Raw genomic sequence first — 20,056 nt, 5'->3', positions numbered from 1 at the left:
GGCGCGGTGGAGAGGAGGCGATCTCGATGCCGGAGAAGCAGACCTACCCGGTCCAGTTGATCCAGCCGGACGGACGTCGCGTATTCGATCGTGAGCACGGCGCGCTGGTCGCCGATATCGATGCCGAACGATTGCGGGGCCTCTACCGGGACCTCGTCGTGACCCGCCGGATCGATCTCGAGGCGACCGCCCTGCAACGCCAGGGTCAGCTCGGCCTGTGGCCACCCATGCTCGGCCAGGAGGCCGCGCAGGTCGGCTCGGTGCACGCACTGCATCCCGACGACTACATCTTCTGCTCGTACCGCGAGACCGCGGTGGCGTATTGCCGTGGCGTACCGCCCGAGCAGCTGACGAGGCTGTGGCGCGGAGTTGCCCACCACTGCTGGGATCCCGACGCGGTGAACATGACCAACGCCAATATCGTCGTCGGTTCCCAGGGTCTGCACGCCACCGGTTACGCCTACGCCGCCCACCTCGACGGCGCCGACATCGCCACCATCACCTACTTCGGCGACGGCGCGACCAGCCAGGGCGACATCGCCGAGGCGCTCGGCTTCGCCGCTACCTGGAGCGCACCGGTGGTGTTCTTCTGCCAGAACAACCAGTGGGCCATCAGCGAACCGGTCACCGTGCAGAGTCATGTGCCGCTGGTACGCCGGGCCGACGGGTACGGCATTCCCGGTGTGCAGGTGGACGGCAACGATGTGCTGGCCGTGCTCGCCGTCACCCGCCAGGCGGTCGAACGCGCCCGCAGCGGCGGCGGCCCCACCTTCATCGAGGCGATCACCTACCGGATGGGTCCGCACACCACCGCCGACGACCCGAGCAGGTATCGCACCGCCGCCGACATCGAATACTGGGAGCGTCGCGATCCGATCGAACGGGTGCGGCTGCTGCTGGAACGCGAGGGCCTGCTCGACGACGAGTTCGCCCGCTCGGTCGCACGCGCGGCCGACGATGTCGTCGACCGGGTACGCACCGCGACGCTGCAGATGCCCGACCCAGACCCACTCCGCATGTTCGATCACGTCTACGCGACCGAGCACCCGCTGATCACCGAAGAGGCACAACAGTTCTCGGCCTACCTCGCCGAAGGAGCGCAGTCATGATCACCACCTTCGCCGCCGCTCTCAACACGGGTCTGCGCCGCGCCATGGAAGACGAGCCGAAGGTGGTGTTGCTCGGCGAGGACATCGGCAAGCTGGGCGGGGTGTTCCGGGTGACCGACACGCTCCAGAAGGATTTCGGCGACAATCGCGTCATCGATACGCCCCTTGCCGAATCCGGCATCGTGGGAACGGCTTTCGGAATGGCATTGCGCGGCTACCGACCGGTGGTGGAGATCCAGTTCGACGGTTTCGTCTACCCCGCGTTCGATCAGATCGTGTCCCAGGTCGCCAAGATCCACTACCGGACGGGTGGAAAGGTGAAGGCGCCGTTGACGATCCGCATTCCGTTCGGCGGCGGTATCGGTGCCGTCGAACACCATTCGGAGTCGCCGGAGGTGTATTTCGCGCATACCGCCGGTCTGCGTGTGGTGTCGCCCAGTACGCCTGCCGACGCTTATCACATGCTCCGGCAGGCCATTTCGCTCGACGATCCGGTGGTCTTCTTCGAGCCGAAGCGCCGGTACTGGGACAAGGCCGACGTGGACTTCCACAGCGAACCCGACCTGCCACTGCACAAGGCCCGTGTGCTCACCGAGGGCACCGATGCCACCGTCCTCGCCTACGGCGACACCGTCGCCACCGCGCTCACGGCCGCGAAAATCGCTGGTGAGGAAGGCAACTCGATCGAGGTGATCGATCTGCGCGGCCTGTCGCCACTGGATGTCGACACCATCGCCGAATCCGTCGACAAGACCGGACGGCTGGTGATCGTGCACGAGGCGCCGGTATTCGCCGGGCTCGGTGCCGAGATCGCGGCACGGATCACCGAGCGCTGCTTCTATCACCTCGAGGCGCCCGTGCTGCGCGTAGGCGGCTACGACATCCCCTACCCCCCGGCTAAGCTCGAAAAGCACCATCTGCCTGATCCCGACCGCATCCTCGCCGCGGTCGACCGCTGCCTAGCCGCATGACGACGAAAGGTGCGCCCGTGCCGCAACCAGCTGGCGACGACGGACACGTGCTCGAATTCCGTCTCCCCGACCTGGGTGAGGGCCTCGCCGACGGCGACCTGGTGTCATGGGCCGTCGACGTGGGCGACACGGTGGAACTGAACCAGACCATCGCCGAGGTGGAGACCGCCAAGGCGGTGGTCGCGCTGCCGTCGCCGTTCTCCGGAACGGTCGTCGAATTGCTTGCCTCGCCCGGCGATACGGTGCCGGTGGGCGCCCCGCTGATCCGGGTGCGCAACGACCTCGAGGTCACCGACCCGCCCACCGCCGAGGATCGAAGGGACGTGCTGGTCGGGTACGGGCCCGAGGCCGAAGCCACCTCGCGACGCCGCAAGCCCACACCGTCGATGGCGTCCACTACGCCGAGCACGCACCGGGCCGCTGCCACGCCCGCGGCCCGGAAACTGGCCAAGGAGCTCGGGATAGACCTGTGGTACGTCGCGGGTTCGGGACCTGAGGGCGCGGTCACCGTCGAGGACGTGCGCTCGGCCGTGCCGGTCACCGGACCGCGGGCCAAGCCCGGGGCCGAGCTCGCCGCTGTCGCCCAGCAGAACGGGCACGACGCGGGGCTCATCGAGTCCAGGGCCCGCGAGGAACGCACGCCCGTCACCGGAATCCGCAAGCGCACCGCCGCCGCGATGCTGGCCAGCGCCCGCACCATTCCGCAGGCGAGCACATTCGTCACCGTCGACTGCACGGCATCGATGGAACTGCTCGACCACCTGCGCACCACGAAGTCGTTCGAAGGACTCACCCTCACCCCGCTGGCCCTGGTCGCGCGTGCCGCTCTGGCCGCCATCGCCGAACACCCCGGCATCAATGCCGCATGGGACGAGCAGAATCAGCAGATCGTCACCAAGCACTACGTGAACCTGGGCATCGCGGTCGCCTCCGATCGAGGGTTGCTCGTCCCGAACCTCAAAGACGCGCAAACCCTGAGCCTGCGCGAACTGTGCCGCGAGATCAGCTGGGCCGCCGACACCGCCCGCTCGGGCAACGCCACTCCCGCCGACCTCCTCGGCGGCACCTTCACCATCACCAACGTCGGCGTCTTCGGCGTCGACACGGGCGTCCCGCTGGTCAACCCCGGCGAAGCCGCCATCCTCTGCGTCGGCTCGATCCGCAAGCGCCCCTGGGTTTTCCGCGACGAACTAGCCGTCCGCTGGACAACCACCCTCGGCCTCAGCTTCGACCACCGCATGATCGACGGCGAACTCGGCGCCCGCTTCCTCGCCACCACCGCGACCTTCCTCGAGGACCCCCTGACCCTCCTCAGCCGCGTCTGACCTGGCCGAACCGCCCCCACCTGAGCGGATCGGGGAATATACGAGTCCCGCAACGCAGGCGAAACACGGTGCGCTCCCGCTGTAAAAATCGGGGGCTACAACCTGTGTATGAGCGAGGCACATCCTGTCGACACCCGGTTGCCGTTGGGTCGGCAACTGGCTTTCGGCCTGCAGCACGTCCTGATCATGTACACCGGGTGTATCACCGTGCCGCTGGTTTTCGGGGCGGCGGCGGGGTTGGATCGGGCGACGATCGGGTTGTTGATCAGTGCCGATCTGCTGGTGGCCGGGGTGATCACCCTGGTGCAGAGTCTCGGGGTCGGCAAGCTGGCCGGGGCGAGGCTGCCGATCGTGTGTGGTGCCACCTTCGTCGGGCTCAATCCGATGATTCTGATCGCGAAGGAGTACGGACTCGACGCGGTGTACGGGTCGATGCTGATCGGTGGCGTGGTCGGTGTGGCGCTGGCGTGGCCGTTCGCGCGGGTGGTGCGCTTCTTTCCGCCGCTGGTCACCGGGACCGTGCTGACCGTGGTGGGTGTGTCACTGATCGGGGTGGCCGGTGGCCTGATCATCGGCAACGATCCGAAGGCGCCGAGCTTCGCGTCGCCGTCCAGTATCGGGTTGGCGGCGGTGGTGGTGCTGATCGCGGTCGGTTTCGTGTGTCTCGGTCGTGGCGTGTGGTCACAGCTGGGTGTGCTCATCGCGCTGGTCGCGGGCATCGTGATCGCGCTGCCGATGGGGCTGATTTCGACGGCGGGCGTCGGTGCCGCCGACTGGATCGGCATTCCGCAACCCTTCCACTTCGGGTCACCGCAGTTCCCGGTGACCGCCGTGGTGGCGATGAGCATCGTGATGGCGGTGGTGTTCGCGGAGTCGACCGCGAGCATGCTGGCGATCAGCGAGATCACCGGAAAACCGCTCGGCCGAGGTGATCTCGCGCGCGGCCTGGTCGGCGACGGCCTGTCCGGTGTGCTCGGCGGCATCTTCACCGCGTTCATCGACACGATCTTCAACCAGAACGTCGGCGCGGTCTCGACGACAAGGATCTACAGCCGGTACGTGACCGCGGTGAGCGGGGCGATCCTGGTGCTGCTCGGCCTCGTCCCCCGCTTCGGTGAAGTAGTGGCGGTGATCCCGAAACCGGTGGTCGGCGGCGTGGGTCTGGTCCTGTTCGCGACGGTCGCCGTGGTCGGTGTGCAGACCTTGCTGCAAGCCGACCTCACCGACCGGGTGAATGCCACCATCGCGGCCACGGCCATCGGCATCGGTCTGCTGCCGGTCTTCACCAAGGACATGTTCGACAAGTTCCCCACCTCGGCGCAGATCCTGCTGGACAGCGGTGTCACCCTTGGCGCGGCCACCGCCTTCCTGCTGAACCTGGCCTTCAACCACACTGTCCTCGGCACCCTTGCCCGCACTGCGAAGGCACCCGTCGAACCGGTCCGCGAGCCGGTGGCCGCCACCTGAACCGCTCGCGATCCGGTGCGGGACCGGCGGCACCGCCGTTATGGTGCCAGCATGGAGACAGCAGGCAAGGTCGCGATCGTCACCGGCGCGGGTGCGGGCATCGGTGCCGCACTCGCCGCCCGTCTGGTCGCCGGTGACGCACGGGTCGTCGTCGCCGATCTCGACGGTGACAGCGCGGCGAAGGTGGCCGCCGAACTCGGCGACAAGGCGATAGCAGTCGGTGGTGACGTGGCCGACGAACAGGTGGTCGCGCAGCTCATCGCCACCGCCGAACGTGAATTCGGCCCGGTCGACCTGTATTTCGCGAATGCCGGAATCGGCGGTGGGCCCGGCCTCGACAGCACCGAGGACCAGTGGGCCGCTGCGATCGATGTGAATGTGATGGCGCATGTGCGGGCCGCGAAGCTGCTCGTGCCGGGTTGGGTCGAACGGGGCGAAGGCTACTTCGTCTCGACGGCGTCGGCGGCGGGTCTGCTCACCCAGCTGGGTTCGGCACCGTACTCGGTGACCAAGCACGCGGCGGTCGCGTTCGCCGAGTGGCTGTCGATCACCTACGGCGACAAGGGCGTTCGCGTGAGCTGCCTGTGTCCGATGGGCGTGGACACCCGGCTGCTCAGCGGCGACCTCATCCCGGAGAACCCCGACGCGGCGGCCTTCGCGATCAAGGCGGTGAAGACCGCGGGCGCGGTGCTGTCGACCGAGGACGTCGCCGAGACCGTCATCGAGGCGATGGCCGCCGAACACTTCCTGATCCTGCCGCACCCGGAGGTGCTGCAGATGTATCGCAACAAGGGCGCCGACTACGACCGATGGATCGCGGGCATGCGCCGTTTCCAGGAAGCACTGCGCGGGTAGGACTGTTACTCGGTCACGAGTTCCGCGGCGGCCGTACGCACCACGTCGGGAATCGGCACCGGCTTGCGTGTTTCGTTGTCGACGTAGACGTGCACGAAATCGCCGGTGGCCGCCAGCTCGAGACCACCGTCGATTTCCCGGAAGATCGCCAGGTCGTAGGTGATGCTCGACTTGCCGAGGCGGGAGATACGCAACCCCACCTGCAGCTGGTCGGGGAAGCTGACCGAGCCGTGGAACCGGCACGAGGTCTGGGCGACCACACCGAGCGCCGGCAGCGCCGTGATGTCGGTGCCGGTGGCCCGCATGAGCCAGGCATTGACCGCGGTGTCGAAGTAGGAGTAGTAGGTCACGTTGTTGACGTGACCGTACTGGTCGTTGTCGGCCCAGCGGGTCGGCATCGGCCACAGCACGGGGTAATCCATGCCGTCATGATGCCAGCCCGGTTCAGGCCGACGACGACAAAGCCGCTCCCCCACCCTGCCGGTGGTCACGCGGACTCACTCCGAAGTGCCGTTTGAAGGCGGTACTCAGGGCGAACGCACTGCCGTAGCCGACCTGGCGGGCGATGGATTCCACGGTCGAATCGGTCTCGGCGAGCAGGTCGGCGGCCAGCGACAAACGCCATTCGGTCAGGAATGTCATGGGCGGTTCGCCGACCAGTTCGGTGAACCGGCGGGCCAGCGCGGCCCGCGACATGCCGACCGCGTCGGCCAGCGCGACCACGGTCCACGGATGCGCCGGGTTGTGTTGCAGCAGCCGCAGCGCCTTGCCGACCAGCGGGTCGCTGTAGGCGTGGTACCAGGCGGGTGCGTCGTCGCGGGCGAACCAGGCACGCAGGGCGGCGATGAGCAGCAGGTCGAGCAGGCGGTCGAGGACGGCGCCCTGGGCGGGGCGGTCCCTGGTCGCCTCGTCGACGAGCAGGTCGAGCAGCCGGGAATCCAGGTCGCCATGCGGTAGGACCGCGACCTGTGGCAGGGCGCGCAGCAACCGGGTGCTCACGGCACCGGCGGACTCGTAGGTCCCGGTGACCATCAGGGTCTCCCCACCTGGGTCGGTACCCCACTGCCGAACACCGAGAGTCAATGTCTCGCAGAGGATTTCACCGTCGGGCGTAGTCGTCACCTGCCCGGGCTGCACGACGATCTGCGGCTCCGTCGCCGGATCGTCGGACACCGTATACGGTTGCGGCCCACGGAAGATCACCACATCACCGGCGCCGACCTGTTGGGGCGAACCGGATTCGGTACTCACCCAGCCTTTTCCGCGAATCATGGCCAGCACCGTCAACGGCGCCTGATCCTGGACCCGCAGCGACCACGGCGGGTTGAGCAGCGAGCACATCAGAAACGCACCGCGTGCACGTGGGCCCTCGAGCAGACCGGCTAACGCATCCACATCTTTCACAGTAGACGACCGCGCATGTCGGCGAGCGTTCCGACGATGGTGACGCAGGCCCGGCACCGGTGTACTTATCTCATGACAAACACCGCTGCTCACCAGCCTCTTTTCCTCGTCACCGGCGCCAACGGCAAGACCGGCAGCCGCGTCGCCGCCCTCCTGGACGCGGCGGGTCACCCGGTGCGCCGCGGTTCGCGGTCCGCCGAGATCCCCTTCGACTGGACCGACAGCGACACCTGGGGTCCCGCCCTGGCCGGGGTCACCGCGATCTACCTCGCCTTCCAGCCCGACCTCGCCGTCCCCGGTGCACCGGACACGATCCGCGCCTTCACCGCCGCCGCCCGCGCGGCCGGCGTCGGATCGGTGGTGTTGCTGTCCGGCCGCGGCGAGCCCGAAGCGCTGGAATGCGAAGCGGCCGTTCGTGAGTCCGGCCTGGCCTGGACCGTTGTGCGCTGCAGCTTCTTCGCCCAGAACTTCAGCGAAGGCGCCTTCCTCGGCGATGTGCTCGCAGGTGCTGTCGCGTTGCCCAACGGTGATGTGCCCGAACCGTTCGTGCACGCCGACGATATCGCCGAGGTCACCGTCGCCGCTCTCACCGATCCCCGGCACGTCGGCGAGATCTACGAGCTCACGGGCCCGCGGGCGCTCACCTTCGCCGAAGCGGTCACCGAGATCGCCGAGGCCGCGGACCGCGAGATCGCCTTCATCCCGATCGGTCGGCCGGAATTCGTTGCGGCTCTGCGCGGATACGAGCTCCCCGAGGACGTGGTCGGCTTGCTCGACTATCTGTTCGGCACCATCCTCGACGGCCGCAACTCGGCCACCGCCGACGGAGTCCAGCGCGCCCTCGGCCGTGCACCCCGCGACTTCACCGAATACGCCAAGCAGACCGCCGCCACCGGAGTCTGGACTCCGCAGTAGATCCTGGACGATTGATCACCACGCTCCGGTGCCGCGAAATGCCGCCACCAGAGCGTGGTGATCTTGAATTCGGGGAGGGTCTCGCGGGTGGCCGGTAGCGTCGATGGGGTGACGCCAGCGATTGATCGTCGGCTGCGGTCGGCCAGGGGGGCGGTGTTCGGCGCTTTCACGCTGAACGGGGTGCTCCTCGCGATGTGGGTGGTGCATATTCCGGCGATCACCGACCGGACCGAGGTGTCGGCGTCGACGCTCGGCATGTTCGTCTTGTTGCTCGCCGGGACGGCGCTGATCGGGATGCGGCTGGCCGGCCCCACCGCCGACCGGCTCGGCAGCCGGACGTTGGTGGCGCTGGCCGCGTCGGCGATCTCGGTGACGATCGTCGGGCCGGGCCTGGCGACCGGGCCGGTGAGCCTGGCGATCGCGCTGGCCTGCTTCGGTTTCGGCAACGGGGCGCTCGACGTATCGATGAATGCCCAGGCGGTGCTCGTCGAACGCGGCTACGGCCGCCCGATCATGTCGGCCTTCCATGCCATGTTCTCGGCGGGCGGTTTCGTCGGCTCGATCATCGGTGCCGCCACCCAGCGCGCGGGCATCGCCCCCGAGATAACGCTCACCGCCGCCGGCCTTCTCGGCTTGGCCACCACCGCAGCCCTTGTCCCCCATCTCCTCTCCCACCACCGCGAGCCCGCTTCCCACCCCGAGCACTACGACACACGTCCCGCCGCAGACCTCCCACCGACACCGCCCGAGATCACCGGCGCCCCCGGATCGTCCAGCAGCCCGCAAGCCCGGGAGCAGCGGGCCCGAGACGAGGACTCGAGCCTGAACGACGCAGAGCGGCAATCGCACCGGAACCGGAAAGTGTTGTGGCTCGGGCTGATCGCCTTCGTACTGCTGCTGGCCGAAGGCGTGGCCGCCGATTGGAGCGCGCTGCAAGTCCGCGAACACCTCGATGTGTCCGAGGGTGACGCCGCGCTGGCGTTCGGCGCGTTTTCCGCGACGATGACCATCGGCCGTTTCCTGGCCGACCGGGTGAGCGGGGCGATCGGACCGGTGGCGCTGCTGCGCTACGGAAGCCTGTTGTGCGCGGCCGGTTTCGCGGTCGTGATCCTCTCACCCTGGCTGCCGCTTTCCCTGGTCGGCTGGGCGATGTGCGGTCTCGGGCTCGCGGGTGGTGTGCCCCAGATCTTCACGGCAGCAGGCAATCTGGGCGGACCGAAAGCGGCCACCGAGATGTCGCGCGTCTTCACCATCGGCTACCTCGGCTTGCTCGCGGGCCCGGCGGTGATCGGCTGGCTCACCGCGATCATCCCGCTCACCGCGGCGCTGATCGTTCCCCTCGTCCTCACCCTCGCCTGCGCGGGGGCGGCCTCCGTCGTCCATCGCTGAGTGCGAGTCCTACAGGTACATACCGACCTCGGTCGTTCGCTCGACCGTCGAGCGGATCTGAATTCCACCGTCACGATGGGCCACCAACTCCGCGAGCGTGGCGCCGTCGGGGAATGCGGCGGAGGCATGGTCCTGGCCGACGAGCCACTGCGTCGCCTCCTCGGGCGAGAGCCTGCCCACCTCGAGCTGCGCGAGACACCGCCCGGGCCGCACGACCGCCGGGTGCAGGCGGGACAGGTCCTCGTTGGTCGTGATCGCGAAGAGCACCTTGCGTCCCGAACCGAGCATGCCGTCGGTGAGGTTCAGCAGCCGCGAAAGCTTCTGTCCCGCCGCTTCTTTGGCTTCGCCGCGAATCAGCTCGTCGCAGTCCTCGAGCACCAGCAACCGCCAGCGACCGTCCTCGTCGTCACCGTCGGCACCCGCGGCCACCTCCATCAGATAGCCGGGATTGCTGAACAGTTCCTCCGGATCGACCACGCAGTCGACCTGGCACCACGGCGCCCACGCCCGCGCGAGCGCCCGCAGGGCGGTGGTCTTCCCGGTGCCCGGCTCGCCGTGCAGCAGCACGAGCCTGCCGCGGATGTCGTCGGTACCCAGGCTCATCAGCCGGTCGAACGCGGCCGATACCGGCGCGGTGTAGTTGCCGCGGATCTCCGGCCACGCGGGCGCGACGATCTGCCTGCGTCTGCGCGCGGGCCGCCGCACATCCATGTGCCAGAAGCCCATTTCCACCGTCGACGCGGTGTCGCGAGCCTGGGCAGCGCCCTCGGTGGCGCGCGCGAGTACCTCGACAGCGAGCTCATCGCTTGCGGCGGTCACCTCGATCGTCGCCGAGCCACCCGCCCAGCGCACCGCCCGCAGCGACCAGCCTGCCCCGGCAGCCAGCATCGCACTGCTGTCGTCGTCGAAGACCGAGCGCAGGATCGTCGACCCCTCGGGTCGCAACGGCGCGTCGGGATGGACCCGGTCGAGGTGCGCCTGCCGGGCGAAGGGCTGCTCGCCGCGCAGGAACGGGGCGAGTGCGAGCGCGTCGATGGCGTCGCGGGTGGAATAGGTCGAATCGATGGCCGCCGACCACGGAAACGGCTCGCCCGTCTCCCGCGACGGATCCCGGAGCTGGTCGATAGGTGTGGACACCGCGCCAATGATCGTGGTCGCGGACCCGGAATGTCCAACGACTTCCGGCTGTGCGCTGGGTCACCGGGCCCGGAAAATCGCTGGCACGTGTTCTCGATCCGTCGGTAACGTCGGCGATGTGACTTCCACCCAGAGCCCCCGGCCGGTCGACGAACCCACTCCGACCGCAGGGGTCAAGGAGTGGATCGGGTTGGCGGTCCTGGCCCTGCCCACCCTGCTCATCTCGATGGACATGAGCGTGCTCTACCTGGCGATCCCCCACATCAGCGAGGCATTGCAGCCGAGCAGTTCACAGCTGTTGTGGATCCTGGACATCTACGGCTTCCTCGTCGCGGGCTTCCTCATCACGATGGGCACTCTCGGCGACCGGATCGGCAGGCGCAGGCTGTTGATGATCGGCGCGCTGGCCTTCGGCGCCGCCTCGGTGATCGCGGCCTATTCGACCAGCGCGAACATGCTCATCGGCACGCGCGCGCTGCTCGGCATCGCAGGTGCGACGCTGATGCCCTCGACCCTGGCCTTGATCCGCAATATGTTCCACGACGACCGCCAGCGGACCACCGCGATCAGTGTGTGGATGACCAGTTTCATGGTCGGCATGGTGGTCGGACCACTGGTCGGCGGGGCCATGCTGGAGAACTTCTGGTGGGGTTCGGTGTTCCTGGTCGCCGTTCCCGCGATGGTGCTGCTGCTTGCGGCCGGACCGTTCCTGCTGCCCGAGTACAAGGATCCGAACCCGGGCAAGCCCGACATTCTCAGCGCCGTGCTGTCGCTGGTGTCGGTGATGGGTGTCATCTACGGCATCAAGGAACTGGCCAAGGACGGACTGGCCGTGGAACCCGTCGCCGTCCTGGTCGGTGCGCTGGTGCTCGGCACCGTGTTCGTGCTGCGACAGCAACGACTCACCGACCCGCTGATCGATCTGCGACTGTTCGGCAATGTCCGGTTCAGCGGTTCGCTCGCGGCGCTGATGGTTGCCATGCTCGCCATGGGCGGCCTGTTCCTGCTGCTCGCGCAGTATCTGCAACTGGTGCTCGGGCTTTCGGCGTTCGAGGCCGGGCTGTGGACGGTGCCGCAGGCGGTGGCCATGGTGTTCGCGGCCGGTGCGGTGAGCGCCCTCGCGCCTCGGATACGTCCCGCGTATCTGATGACGGGCGGGCTGGTGATCGCGATGTTCGGCTACGCGATCTTCACCCAGCTCGCGGGCGGTGACGATCTCGGCTTGATCGTCACCGGCATGGTGGTGTTCGCACTCGGTCTGAGCCCGATGTTCGTGCTCGGCCTCGACCTGATCGTCGGCGCGGTCGACCCGGCACGCGCCGGTGCCGCGTCCGCGATCTCGGAGACGGGGCAGGAACTGTCGACCGCGCTCGGGGTCGCGGTGATCGGCAGCATCGGCACCGCGGTCTATCGCGGGCAGATGGCCGGTGAACTACCGGATGGCCTGCCCGCCGAGCTCGCGCACACCGCCGAGGACACCCTCGCCGGAGCGCTGCACGTCGCCTCGATGCTGCCCGAAGCCCTCGGCGCCGAGCTCACCACGACGGCACGGCAGGCGTATACCCATGCACTGCAAGTGAACTCGATCGTCGGTATCGGACTCACCGCGATCGCGGCCGGCCTGGTCGTCGTCCTGCTTCGCCACGTTCCGGCACCGAACGAGCGTGCCGACGAGCAGAAATGAGCCGGGGCCCCGCCGGGAGCGCGCAGCTCCCCGCGGGGCCCGTGGCATCAGCCGAGGCTGAACGGCTGGCCCCACAGGCGCAGCTCCGAGCGACCGAACTGGGTGGTCACCTCGACGGAGACGAAGGCACGCGCCTGGGCGTAGCCGGCGCAGCCCGAGAGGCCGAGGGTCGAGTCGGCCCAGGTGACCGAACCTTCCTGGCCGAAGAACTTGATGGCGGGCACGTAGCTCTCCTCGCCGTAGGCATCGGGGCCCTCGACCTGGAGCAGCCAGAAGGTCGACGCCTGGCCGGGGCCGAGGGTCAGGTTGCCACCGGAGGTCACGCCGCCGCTGCCGTTGCCCGAGTTGTTCACCGCGCCGTTGGCACCACCGGTGGCGTTGCCGCCGGAGATGTCGACCTGGCAGCCGACGACGTATCCGGGGGAGATCTTGACGCCCTTGTGCTCGGCGTGGACCTGCACCTCGGCCCGGCCGGAGGCCCAGACATTGCGATGCAAGGGAGTCGCGCCCATGGAGGGGCTGATGTTCACCGATTCGCCGACCAGACGGATGGTCACCGCGGTGCCGTCGGGCAGGGTCTGGGTGAGCTCTCCGCCCGGCAGCGGGATGAAGGTGTCGGCGTTGGCGGCGCCGGTGGAGAAGAGGCCGAGCGCGACAGTCGTGGCCGCGGCGGCGCCGGCCAGACGGGCACCGGCCTTCGTGAAGATGGTCATGGAGTTGTTCCTATTCGTCGAGAAGGGCGACAGGTCAGCCGATGCTGAACGGGGCACCGTAGAGGGAGGTCTTGGAGTAGTTGTCGCCGATGATCTCCACGACGGTGTAGGCGCGGGCCTGCGCGTAACCGGCGCAGCCCTGGATCTGCAGCTCCACGTCCTTGTAGCTGATGTGGTAGTTGCCCTTCTCGACGATGTCGAAGCCCTCGATGCCGATGAACTTCACCTCGCCGGGGCCGAGCTTGACGCCGATGGAGGCACCCGCGTTCACGCCGCTGGTGTTGATGCCGCCGGAGACACCCGCCGAGATCGCGTCGTCGGCGATGCTCACCTGGCAGCCGACGATGTAGCCGGTGCTCACGCGCGAAGAACCGTGCGTGGAGGAGTTGTTGGTGCCGGGCGCGCCGTTGCCGCCGACGAACGGGCGGGGCTCACCCTTCGGGGTCTCGGCCACCTCGGCCAGCACGGTTCCGCTCACCCACGCCACGCGGCCTGCGCCGTTGGCCGCCATGGACGGCGAGATCAGGGCGCTTTCCGCAACCCGCTTGATCAACACACCGGGGCCGGCCTTCTCGCCGTCGGGCAGCGGAACGAAGGTGTCCGCACTCGCCGTTCCGCCGACAACGGCCAGCGCGGCCGTGGCCAGCGCAGTGGCCGCAAGCATTTTTCGCATCGTGGATGTCCTCATCAACTGTTGTGACCGATTCGCACCGATCTTGAACAGCTCGGACTGTAGACAGGTTAGGCTCACCTATCAAGACCTTGCCCTAGCTAACTTTGAATAAGCCTAGGCTCACCTAAACATGAGCTACCCTCCTCGTGACACGGTTCCATATGAGAGAGATCCCTGATGAGAAGTCCGCGCTGGTTCGGCTGGTTGCTGACGGTGGCGCTGCTGACCGCGGCCTGTCTGCTGAGCCTGCTGGTCGGCACGAAATCGATTCCGGTCGGCGAGGTCTGGCAGGCGCTGACCAGCGCCGCGACCACGCCCGACCACGTCACCGTCATCGAATACCGGCTGCCGCGAACGGTTCTCGGGCTACTCGCCGGGCTGGCACTCGGCGTCGCGGGCTGCCTGATGCAGGGACTCACCCGTAACCCGCTGGCCGACCCGGGACTGCTCGGCGTGAATGCCGGTGCCGCCTTCGCGATCACGGTCGCCGTCGGGTTGCTCGGTGTGGAGGAGATCACGTCTTACGTCTGGTTCGGCTTCGCCGGAGCCGCGCTGGTGTCGGTGGTCGTGTACCGGCTCGGTACCGCGGGGCACACCGGTACCGACCCGATCCGGCTCACGCTGGCCGGAGTGGCCGCCACCGCCGTACTCGGCGGGCTCACGCGCGGCCTGATCCTGCTCGACCCCAAGGCTTTCGACGAGATGCGCCGCTGGGACGCCGGTTCGCTCACCGGGCGCGGATTCGACATCATCGCGGGCGCCGCACCGTTCATCGTGGTCGGGCTGCTGATCGCCGCCGTCTGCGCGCGGTCGCTCAATGCCGTTGCCCTCGGTGACGATCTGGCCCGGTCGCTCGGCGTGCACGTCAACCGCACGCGGCTGCTCACCGCGCTGGCATTGGTGCTGTTGTGCGGTACCGCGACGGCTGCGGTCGGTCCGATCGCCTTCGTCGGTCTCGCGGTTCCGCACATCGCCCGCTGGCTGGTCGGTCCCGATCAGCGCTGGATCTTCGCGTACTCGCTGGTGCTGGCGCCGCTGCTCGTCCTCACGGCGGATGTGCTGGGCCGCATCATCATTCGCCCGGACGAGGTGCCCGCGGGGCTGGTCACGGCGTTCCTCGGCGCGCCGATGCTGATCTGGCTGGCGCGCCGTTCACGAGTGGGGGCCGCGGCATGAGCACGAAGATCGATTTCGGTCGCACCATGCTGGTGGTGCGCCCCGGGCGCACGGGTCTCACGGCGAGGATCGGTGTGCGCACGCTTGTGGTGTGCGCGATCCTGCTGGCCATTGCCCTGGCGACCGCGGTATTCGCCCTGGGTAGCGGCGATTTCGAGATCCCGGCGCCGCGTGTGCTCCGCGCGCTGTTCATCGGTGACGAACGCTTCGATCGGCTGGTGGTTTTCGATTGGCGGCTGCCGCGCATTCTGCTGGCGCTCGCCCTCGGCGCGGCGCTCGGTGTGAGTGGCGCGATCCTGCAGTCGGTCACCCGCAATCCCCTCGGCAGCCCCGACATCATCGGGTTCAGCACCGGCGCCTACACCGGCGCGCTCCTGGTGATCCTGACCCTCGGCGGCGGGAGTTTCCAGACTGCGGCGGGCGCGATGGTCGGTGGCCTCGGCGCCGCGCTGGTCATCCACCTGCTCGCCTTCCGGCACAACGTGACCGGGTTCCGCCTGATCATCGTCGGTATCGGCGTGAGCGCGATGCTCGCGTCGGTCAACACCTGGCTGATCATGCGGGCCGACCTCGACGCGGCGATGTCGGCCGCGGCCTGGGGTGCGGGTTCGCTCAACGGGTTGTCGTGGCCGCAGGTCGCGCCGACCATGATCGTGCTCGCCGTGCTGGCGGTGGCCCTGATCCCGGCCGCGCCGCGTCTGCAGATCCTCGAACTCGGCGACGACACCGCCCGCGCCCTCGGGCTCGACGCGGGCAAGGCCACCGGCTGGCTGATCGCGCTCAGCGTCGGATTCACCTCGCTGGCAACGGCTGTGGCCGGGCCGATCGCCTTCGTCGCCCTTGCGGCACCGCATCTGGCGCGCAAGCTCACCCGCACCCCGTCGATCGCGCTGGTTCCGGCGGCGGTGATGGGCGCGACCCTGCTGGTCACCTGCGACTGGATCGCCCAGCACGCCTTCGCCCCGACCACCATCCCGGTCGGCATCGTCACCGGTTCGATCGGCGGCCTGTACCTGGCGTATCTGCTCGTCGCCGAAGCGCGACGGAAATAGGAAGCGACATGAACGACACTCACGCCGCGCGGTTGCGCGCCGACCAGGTCCGCCTCGGGTACAAGGGCCGAACGATCAGCGACCAACTCTGCGTAGACATCCCGGACGGCAAGTTCACCGTGATCATCGGCCCGAACGCCTGCGGCAAGTCCACCCTGCTGCGCGCGCTCGCCCGCCTGCTCGCCCCGGAATCCGGGAAGGTGCTGCTCGACGGCAAGCCGGTGACGGACTATCCGGCCAAGGAGCTGGCTCGTCAGATCGGCCTGCTCCCCCAGACCTCCACCGCACCCGACGGCATCCGGGTGGCCGACCTCGTCGCGCGCGGCCGCTATCCGCACCAGACGCTGCTGCGGCAGTGGTCCAAGGCCGACGAGGAGGCGGTGGCGGCGGCGATGGCGGCCACCGGCGTCGCCGAGCTGTCGGCCCGCCCGGTCGACGAACTGTCGGGCGGTCAACGGCAACGGGTCTGGATCTCGATGGTGCTCGCCCAGCAGACGCCAATCATCCTGCTCGACGAGCCGACCACCTTTCTCGACATCGCCTACCAGATCCAGCTGCTCGACCTGTGCCGCGCGCTCAACCGCGAATCGGAACGCACCGTCGTCGCCGTACTGCACGACCTCAATCACGCCTTCCGCTACGCCGACCACCTGATCGCCATGCGCGACGGGCGGATCGTCGCCACCGGCACCCCCGCCGACATCGTCACCGCGGACCTGGTCCACGAGGTGTTCTCGCTGCGCTGCCGCATCGTCGACGACCCGGAAACCGGGACGCCGCTGGTGATTCCGCTGGCCGAGAACGCCGCACCGGTGCACTGAAGAAATGAGGAAAACCCCGTCCATGTTCACCAACCGTTCCCCGGGCCGGCTTCGCGCCGCCCTCGTCGTCCCGGTTCTCGCGCTGGTCGCGGTGCTCGCCGGGTGCGGTGACTCGTCGTCGAACTCCGCCGATTCCGGCCCACGCGAGGTGCCGTCCGCGAAGGGCCCCATCAAGGTGCCCGCCGATCCGCAGCGCATCGTCGTGCTCAACGGCAACCTGGCCGGTTACCTCTACGACCTCGAGGCGCCCGTCGTCGCGGCCGACCCGCGCCTGCTCGGTGTGCCGACCAAGCCGGGCGAGTTCCCGACCGGCTGGGCCGATGACGCCAAGGCACAAGGGACACAGGCCGTTCCGTCCGGTGACAACATCAACCTCGAGTTCATCGCCGCCCAGCGTCCCGATCTGATCATCGGCGGTGGCCAGGGCTACCCCGGCCAGCAGTCGGTGAATGCCTACGACCAGCTCAGCGCCATCGCCCCGACCGTGCTGATGCCGACCGAGACAACCAACTGGCAGGACCAGCTGCGGTTCATCGCCGAGACCGTGAACAAGCCGGCCAATGTCGACACCTTGATCGCGAACTACCAGGCCAAGCTGTCCGAGGCCAAGAGCAAGATCAAGCCGCCCGTCGGCGCGACGACGGTGTTCCAGTCGATCAAGAGTCAGAAGCCGACGGTCTTCGTGCCGACCGCCGCGCTGCCCGCGCTGCTCGCCGAAGTCGGTTTCACGCTGGACACGCAGGTGGAGGCCAAGGCCGGAAACCCCGCCAAGGAGCAGAGCGCCGACTTCATCAGCTTCAGCCCGGAGCTGCTCAGCACGGTGATCGACGCGCCGGTGCTGTTCACCATCCCGCTCAGCGGCGGACGTTCGCTCGAAGAGCTGCGCGCCGATCCGCTCTACGCCTCGCTGCCGTCGTTCGAGGCGGGCAAGGTCTTCGAACTCCCCGCCACCAGCTCGCGTCCGGACTACCGCACCGTCATGGCGACACTCGATCTGCTCGTGGAACGTTTCCGGTGACGTCGGGACTGCTCATCGACCTCAGCCCGCTGCGGGCGTCGCGCCCCTTCCGGTGCGCGTTCGCGGCGCGGCTGGTGTCGGTACTCGGCATCGGGTTGCTCATGGTCGCCCTGCCGCTGCAGATCTATCAGCTGACCGGATCGAGTGTGCAGGTGGCCGGGGTCGCCACCACCACCGCGGTCGCCCTGTTCGCGGGCAGTCTCGCGGGCGGGGTGGTCGCCGACCGGTACGACCGCCGGACAGTGATCCAGTGGTCGCGCAGCGCGGCCGGTATCGGCTTCCTGATCCTCGGGGTGAATGCCGTACTGCCCGAGCCGTTCCTGTCCGCCATCTATCTCGCGGCGGTCGTCGACGGTCTCGCGGGCGGGGTGAGCGGTTCGGCGCTGATGGCCATGGTCCCGGTGCTCGTCGGACGTGAAAAAGTCGCGGCCGCGGGTGCTCTGGTCTCGCTGACCACCGACCTCGGCACCATGATCACCCCGGCGTTCGCCGGCCTGCTCGTCGCGAAAACCGGTGTGGCCACGGCCTATTTCCTCTGCGCCCTCGCGACCACCGCGACCGTCGGGCTGATCACCGCCATCGGCCCGTCGCCGCCACCGCAACGCGATTTGGAGAACCCGGTCCGTGAGCTGGTGGCGGGTATCGCGTTCGCGGTGCGGCACGAGTCCATCCGGCTCATTCTGCTCACCGGGCTGATCGGGATGCTCGTCAGCGGCCCGCTGGTGCTGCTGCCCGCCTTCGCCGATGTCGAACTCGACGCGGGGCCGGGCACCCTCGGCCTGCTCTACGCGGCACCCGGCGCCGGTGCGGTGCTCGGCACGCTGACCAGCGGCTGGATGGGGCGCGCGCACACCGGTCGGGCGCTGCTGATCTCGCTCGGACTGATGCCGATCGGCGTGATCGCGGCCGGACTGTGGTCGCACGCCGCGCTGGTGTTTCTCGGGCTGGCCGGATTCGGCCTGGCCAGAGCCGTGAACATGGTGCTGCGTTACACGATGCTGCAGCAGGCCGCGCCCGACCACATGCGCGGACGGATGTCGGGCCTGCTGATGGTGCAGTCCGTCGCCGGCACCGCGGTCGGCTCCATGGTGGCCGGATTCGTCGGCCAGACCTTCGAACCCGGACGCGCGCTCGTGTTCTACGGCGTCGCCGTCCTGGTACTCACCGGCCTGATGGCGCTCGTCGCCGGGCCACTGCACAGAAAGGAAAACGGTGAAGGATCGCAGTGACTACGCCGCGAACATCGCCGAGGTGCTCGCCGGGGACCACTACGCCAAGGTGCCGTACCCGATCGGCCTGCAGGAAGTGGAGGTGTTGCGGGTCGTGCCCGTTGGCGCGGCACTGCTGCGGATCACCTTCGGCGGCCCGGACATCGCGAAGTTCCACAGCTATGTGCCGGACGAGCATGTGCGCCTGATCTTCCCGGGCGAAGACGGCGTGCTGCGGCTGCCGAAGCTCGACGGCACGATGCTCGAGTGGGGCAACCCGCGACCGATCTCGCGCGAGTACACGGTGCGCCGCCACAGCGTCGAGGACGGCGAACTCGACATCGATTTCGTCATCCACCCCGGCGGTCTCGCCTCGGACTGGGCCACCGCGGTGACCCCGGGCACCAAGGTCCACATCGCGGGTCCGCCCGGTGGCGTCGTCATCCCGGAGACCTACGACGACTATCTGCTCGCCGGTGACATCACCGCGCTGCCCGCCATCGCCCGCTGGCTCGAGCGCATGCCGCGCGACACCACCGGTTGGGCATTCATCGAGGTCGCCGGGCCCGCCGAGGAGATCCCCCTCGACCCGCCCGCGGGCGTGACCGTGCGCTGGCTGCACCGGGGTGACGCGGCGCCCGGCACGAGCGACATCCTCGAGCAGGCTGTCCGCGAGGTGAAAGTCGCTGCCGGACACCGGGTTTTCGCCTGGGTCGCCGGGGAGGCCGGGTGCCTGCGTGGTGTCCGCAAGATCATCCGCGACGACCTGGGCATCGGTCCCAAGGACTCGCTCATCGCCGGCTACTGGAAGCGCGGCGTCGCCGACTTCGATCGAGAGGAATGACCATGACCGACGAACAGGTGATCGCCGATGTGGCCACCGTACTGGGAGTCGAGGCGACCGAACTGAGCGCCGAGACCGATCTGCTCGACGCCGGACTCGATTCGGTGCGCATCATGTCGCTGGTGGAGAAATGGCGGTCGGCTGGTCATGCGGATATCGACTTTCCCACGCTCGCGGGCGAACCCGTACTCGGGTCGTGGATCGAACTGCTGGCGTGAGCAGCGGGGGGGGGGGGCCCCGGGGGGGCCCCCCCCCCCCCCCCCCCCCCCGTGGGGGGTGAGCGCGGGCGCCCCCC

General features: G+C 68.5%; 20 protein-coding genes. 15 read left to right on the top strand and 5 right to left on the bottom strand.

The window, feature by feature from the left end; all coding sequences use genetic code 11:
- Positions 1-26: 26 nt before the first annotated feature.
- The 5 genes from pdhA (at position 27) to LDL21_RS25730 (ending at position 5,727) form a co-directional block, all read left to right on the top strand.
- Positions 27-1,109 carry a pyruvate dehydrogenase (acetyl-transferring) E1 component subunit alpha gene (gene pdhA, locus LDL21_RS25750; protein WP_225282099.1) on the top strand — a complete coding sequence of 361 codons (1,083 nt, stop codon included), beginning with the start codon at positions 27-29 and terminating at the stop codon, positions 1,107-1,109.
- A complete protein-coding gene (locus tag LDL21_RS25745) occupies positions 1,106-2,080 on the top strand; it encodes an alpha-ketoacid dehydrogenase subunit beta (RefSeq protein WP_225282098.1) in 975 nt (324 codons plus the stop codon). The genes pdhA and LDL21_RS25745 overlap by 4 nt, the downstream gene beginning before the upstream one ends.
- Positions 2,081-2,097: 17 nt before the next feature.
- Positions 2,098-3,405 (top strand): dihydrolipoamide acetyltransferase family protein, encoded by a 1,308-nt coding sequence (locus tag LDL21_RS25740; protein ID WP_225282097.1) that lies wholly within the window; start codon positions 2,098-2,100, stop codon positions 3,403-3,405.
- Between the two features lie 108 nt (positions 3,406-3,513).
- Positions 3,514-4,872 carry a uracil-xanthine permease family protein gene (locus tag LDL21_RS25735; RefSeq protein ID WP_225282096.1) on the top strand — a complete coding sequence of 453 codons (1,359 nt, stop codon included), beginning with the start codon at positions 3,514-3,516 and terminating at the stop codon, positions 4,870-4,872.
- Between the two features lie 51 nt (positions 4,873-4,923).
- Positions 4,924-5,727 (top strand): SDR family oxidoreductase, encoded by an 804-nt coding sequence (locus tag LDL21_RS25730; RefSeq protein WP_225282095.1) that lies wholly within the window; start codon positions 4,924-4,926, stop codon positions 5,725-5,727.
- A 5-nt stretch (positions 5,728-5,732) separates the two neighbouring features.
- On the opposite strand, the gene LDL21_RS25725 is transcribed toward LDL21_RS25730, so the two are convergent.
- Together LDL21_RS25725 and LDL21_RS25720 are read right to left on the bottom strand one after the other, a co-directional pair.
- Positions 5,733-6,149, bottom strand: a complete 417-nt coding sequence (locus tag LDL21_RS25725; RefSeq protein WP_181697510.1) for an acyl-CoA thioesterase — start codon at positions 6,147-6,149, stop codon at positions 5,733-5,735.
- 22 nt (positions 6,150-6,171) lie between these two features.
- A complete protein-coding gene (locus LDL21_RS25720; protein ID WP_225282094.1) occupies positions 6,172-7,122 on the bottom strand; it encodes an AraC family transcriptional regulator in 951 nt (316 codons plus the stop codon).
- Between the two features lie 81 nt (positions 7,123-7,203).
- Here LDL21_RS25720 and LDL21_RS25715 point away from each other — a divergent pair, with 81 nt between their 5' ends.
- Both LDL21_RS25715 and LDL21_RS25710 read left to right on the top strand, forming a co-directional pair.
- Positions 7,204-8,046, top strand: a complete 843-nt coding sequence (locus LDL21_RS25715; protein WP_225282093.1) for an NAD(P)H-binding protein — start codon at positions 7,204-7,206, stop codon at positions 8,044-8,046.
- A 108-nt stretch (positions 8,047-8,154) separates the two neighbouring features.
- The gene (locus tag LDL21_RS25710) at positions 8,155-9,435 is read left to right on the top strand and encodes an MFS transporter (RefSeq protein WP_225282092.1); all 1,281 of its coding nucleotides are present in this window, start codon (positions 8,155-8,157) and stop codon (positions 9,433-9,435) included.
- Positions 9,436-9,444: 9 nt separating this feature from the next.
- Here LDL21_RS25710 and LDL21_RS30100 read toward each other — a convergent pair whose 3' ends face one another.
- Entirely contained in the window at positions 9,445-10,572 is a 1,128-nt protein-coding gene (locus tag LDL21_RS30100) for a DUF5925 domain-containing protein (protein WP_225282091.1), read from the bottom strand.
- Between the two features lie 118 nt (positions 10,573-10,690).
- Between LDL21_RS30100 and LDL21_RS25700 the strand changes: the two genes are divergently transcribed.
- The gene (locus LDL21_RS25700; protein WP_225282090.1) at positions 10,691-12,256 is read left to right on the top strand and encodes an MFS transporter; all 1,566 of its coding nucleotides are present in this window, start codon (positions 10,691-10,693) and stop codon (positions 12,254-12,256) included.
- Between the two features lie 47 nt (positions 12,257-12,303).
- Here LDL21_RS25700 and LDL21_RS25695 read toward each other — a convergent pair whose 3' ends face one another.
- Together LDL21_RS25695 and LDL21_RS25690 are read right to left on the bottom strand one after the other, a co-directional pair.
- On the bottom strand, positions 12,304-12,969 hold the full coding sequence (locus LDL21_RS25695; protein WP_225282089.1) for an MspA family porin: 666 nt from the start codon (positions 12,967-12,969) through the stop codon (positions 12,304-12,306).
- Between the two features lie 34 nt (positions 12,970-13,003).
- A complete protein-coding gene (locus LDL21_RS25690; protein ID WP_225282088.1) occupies positions 13,004-13,633 on the bottom strand; it encodes an MspA family porin in 630 nt (209 codons plus the stop codon).
- Between the two features lie 186 nt (positions 13,634-13,819).
- Between LDL21_RS25690 and LDL21_RS25685 the strand changes: the two genes are divergently transcribed.
- The 7 genes from LDL21_RS25685 to LDL21_RS25655 are packed head-to-tail and all read left to right on the top strand — an operon-like array spanning position 13,820 to position 19,979.
- On the top strand, positions 13,820-14,818 hold the full coding sequence (locus tag LDL21_RS25685; protein WP_225282087.1) for an iron chelate uptake ABC transporter family permease subunit: 999 nt from the start codon (positions 13,820-13,822) through the stop codon (positions 14,816-14,818).
- Positions 14,815-15,870 carry a FecCD family ABC transporter permease gene (locus tag LDL21_RS25680; protein WP_181697517.1) on the top strand — a complete coding sequence of 352 codons (1,056 nt, stop codon included), beginning with the start codon at positions 14,815-14,817 and terminating at the stop codon, positions 15,868-15,870. Before LDL21_RS25685 ends, LDL21_RS25680 begins: the two co-directional genes overlap by 4 nt.
- A gap of 8 nt (positions 15,871-15,878) precedes the next feature.
- Positions 15,879-16,691 carry an ABC transporter ATP-binding protein gene (locus LDL21_RS25675; protein ID WP_181697518.1) on the top strand — a complete coding sequence of 271 codons (813 nt, stop codon included), beginning with the start codon at positions 15,879-15,881 and terminating at the stop codon, positions 16,689-16,691.
- Positions 16,692-16,713: 22 nt separating this feature from the next.
- Entirely contained in the window at positions 16,714-17,709 is a 996-nt protein-coding gene (locus LDL21_RS25670) for an ABC transporter substrate-binding protein (protein WP_225282086.1), read from the top strand.
- Positions 17,706-18,938 (top strand): enterobactin transporter EntS, encoded by a 1,233-nt coding sequence (entS, locus tag LDL21_RS25665; protein WP_225282085.1) that lies wholly within the window; start codon positions 17,706-17,708, stop codon positions 18,936-18,938. Before LDL21_RS25670 ends, entS begins: the two co-directional genes overlap by 4 nt.
- Entirely contained in the window at positions 18,922-19,761 is an 840-nt protein-coding gene (locus LDL21_RS25660) for a siderophore-interacting protein (protein ID WP_225282084.1), read from the top strand. Before entS ends, LDL21_RS25660 begins: the two co-directional genes overlap by 17 nt.
- 2 nt (positions 19,762-19,763) lie before the next feature.
- Complete coding sequence (locus LDL21_RS25655; protein WP_067641464.1) at positions 19,764-19,979, top strand: phosphopantetheine-binding protein; 216 nt, start codon at positions 19,764-19,766, stop codon at positions 19,977-19,979.
- Positions 19,980-20,056: the final 77 nt, after the last annotated feature.

The sequence above is a fragment of the Nocardia rosealba genome (assembly GCF_020216065.1).
Lineage (GTDB): Bacteria > Actinomycetota > Actinomycetes > Mycobacteriales > Mycobacteriaceae > Nocardia > Nocardia rosealba.
This window is presented reverse-complemented; position numbering and strand designations above follow the sequence as displayed.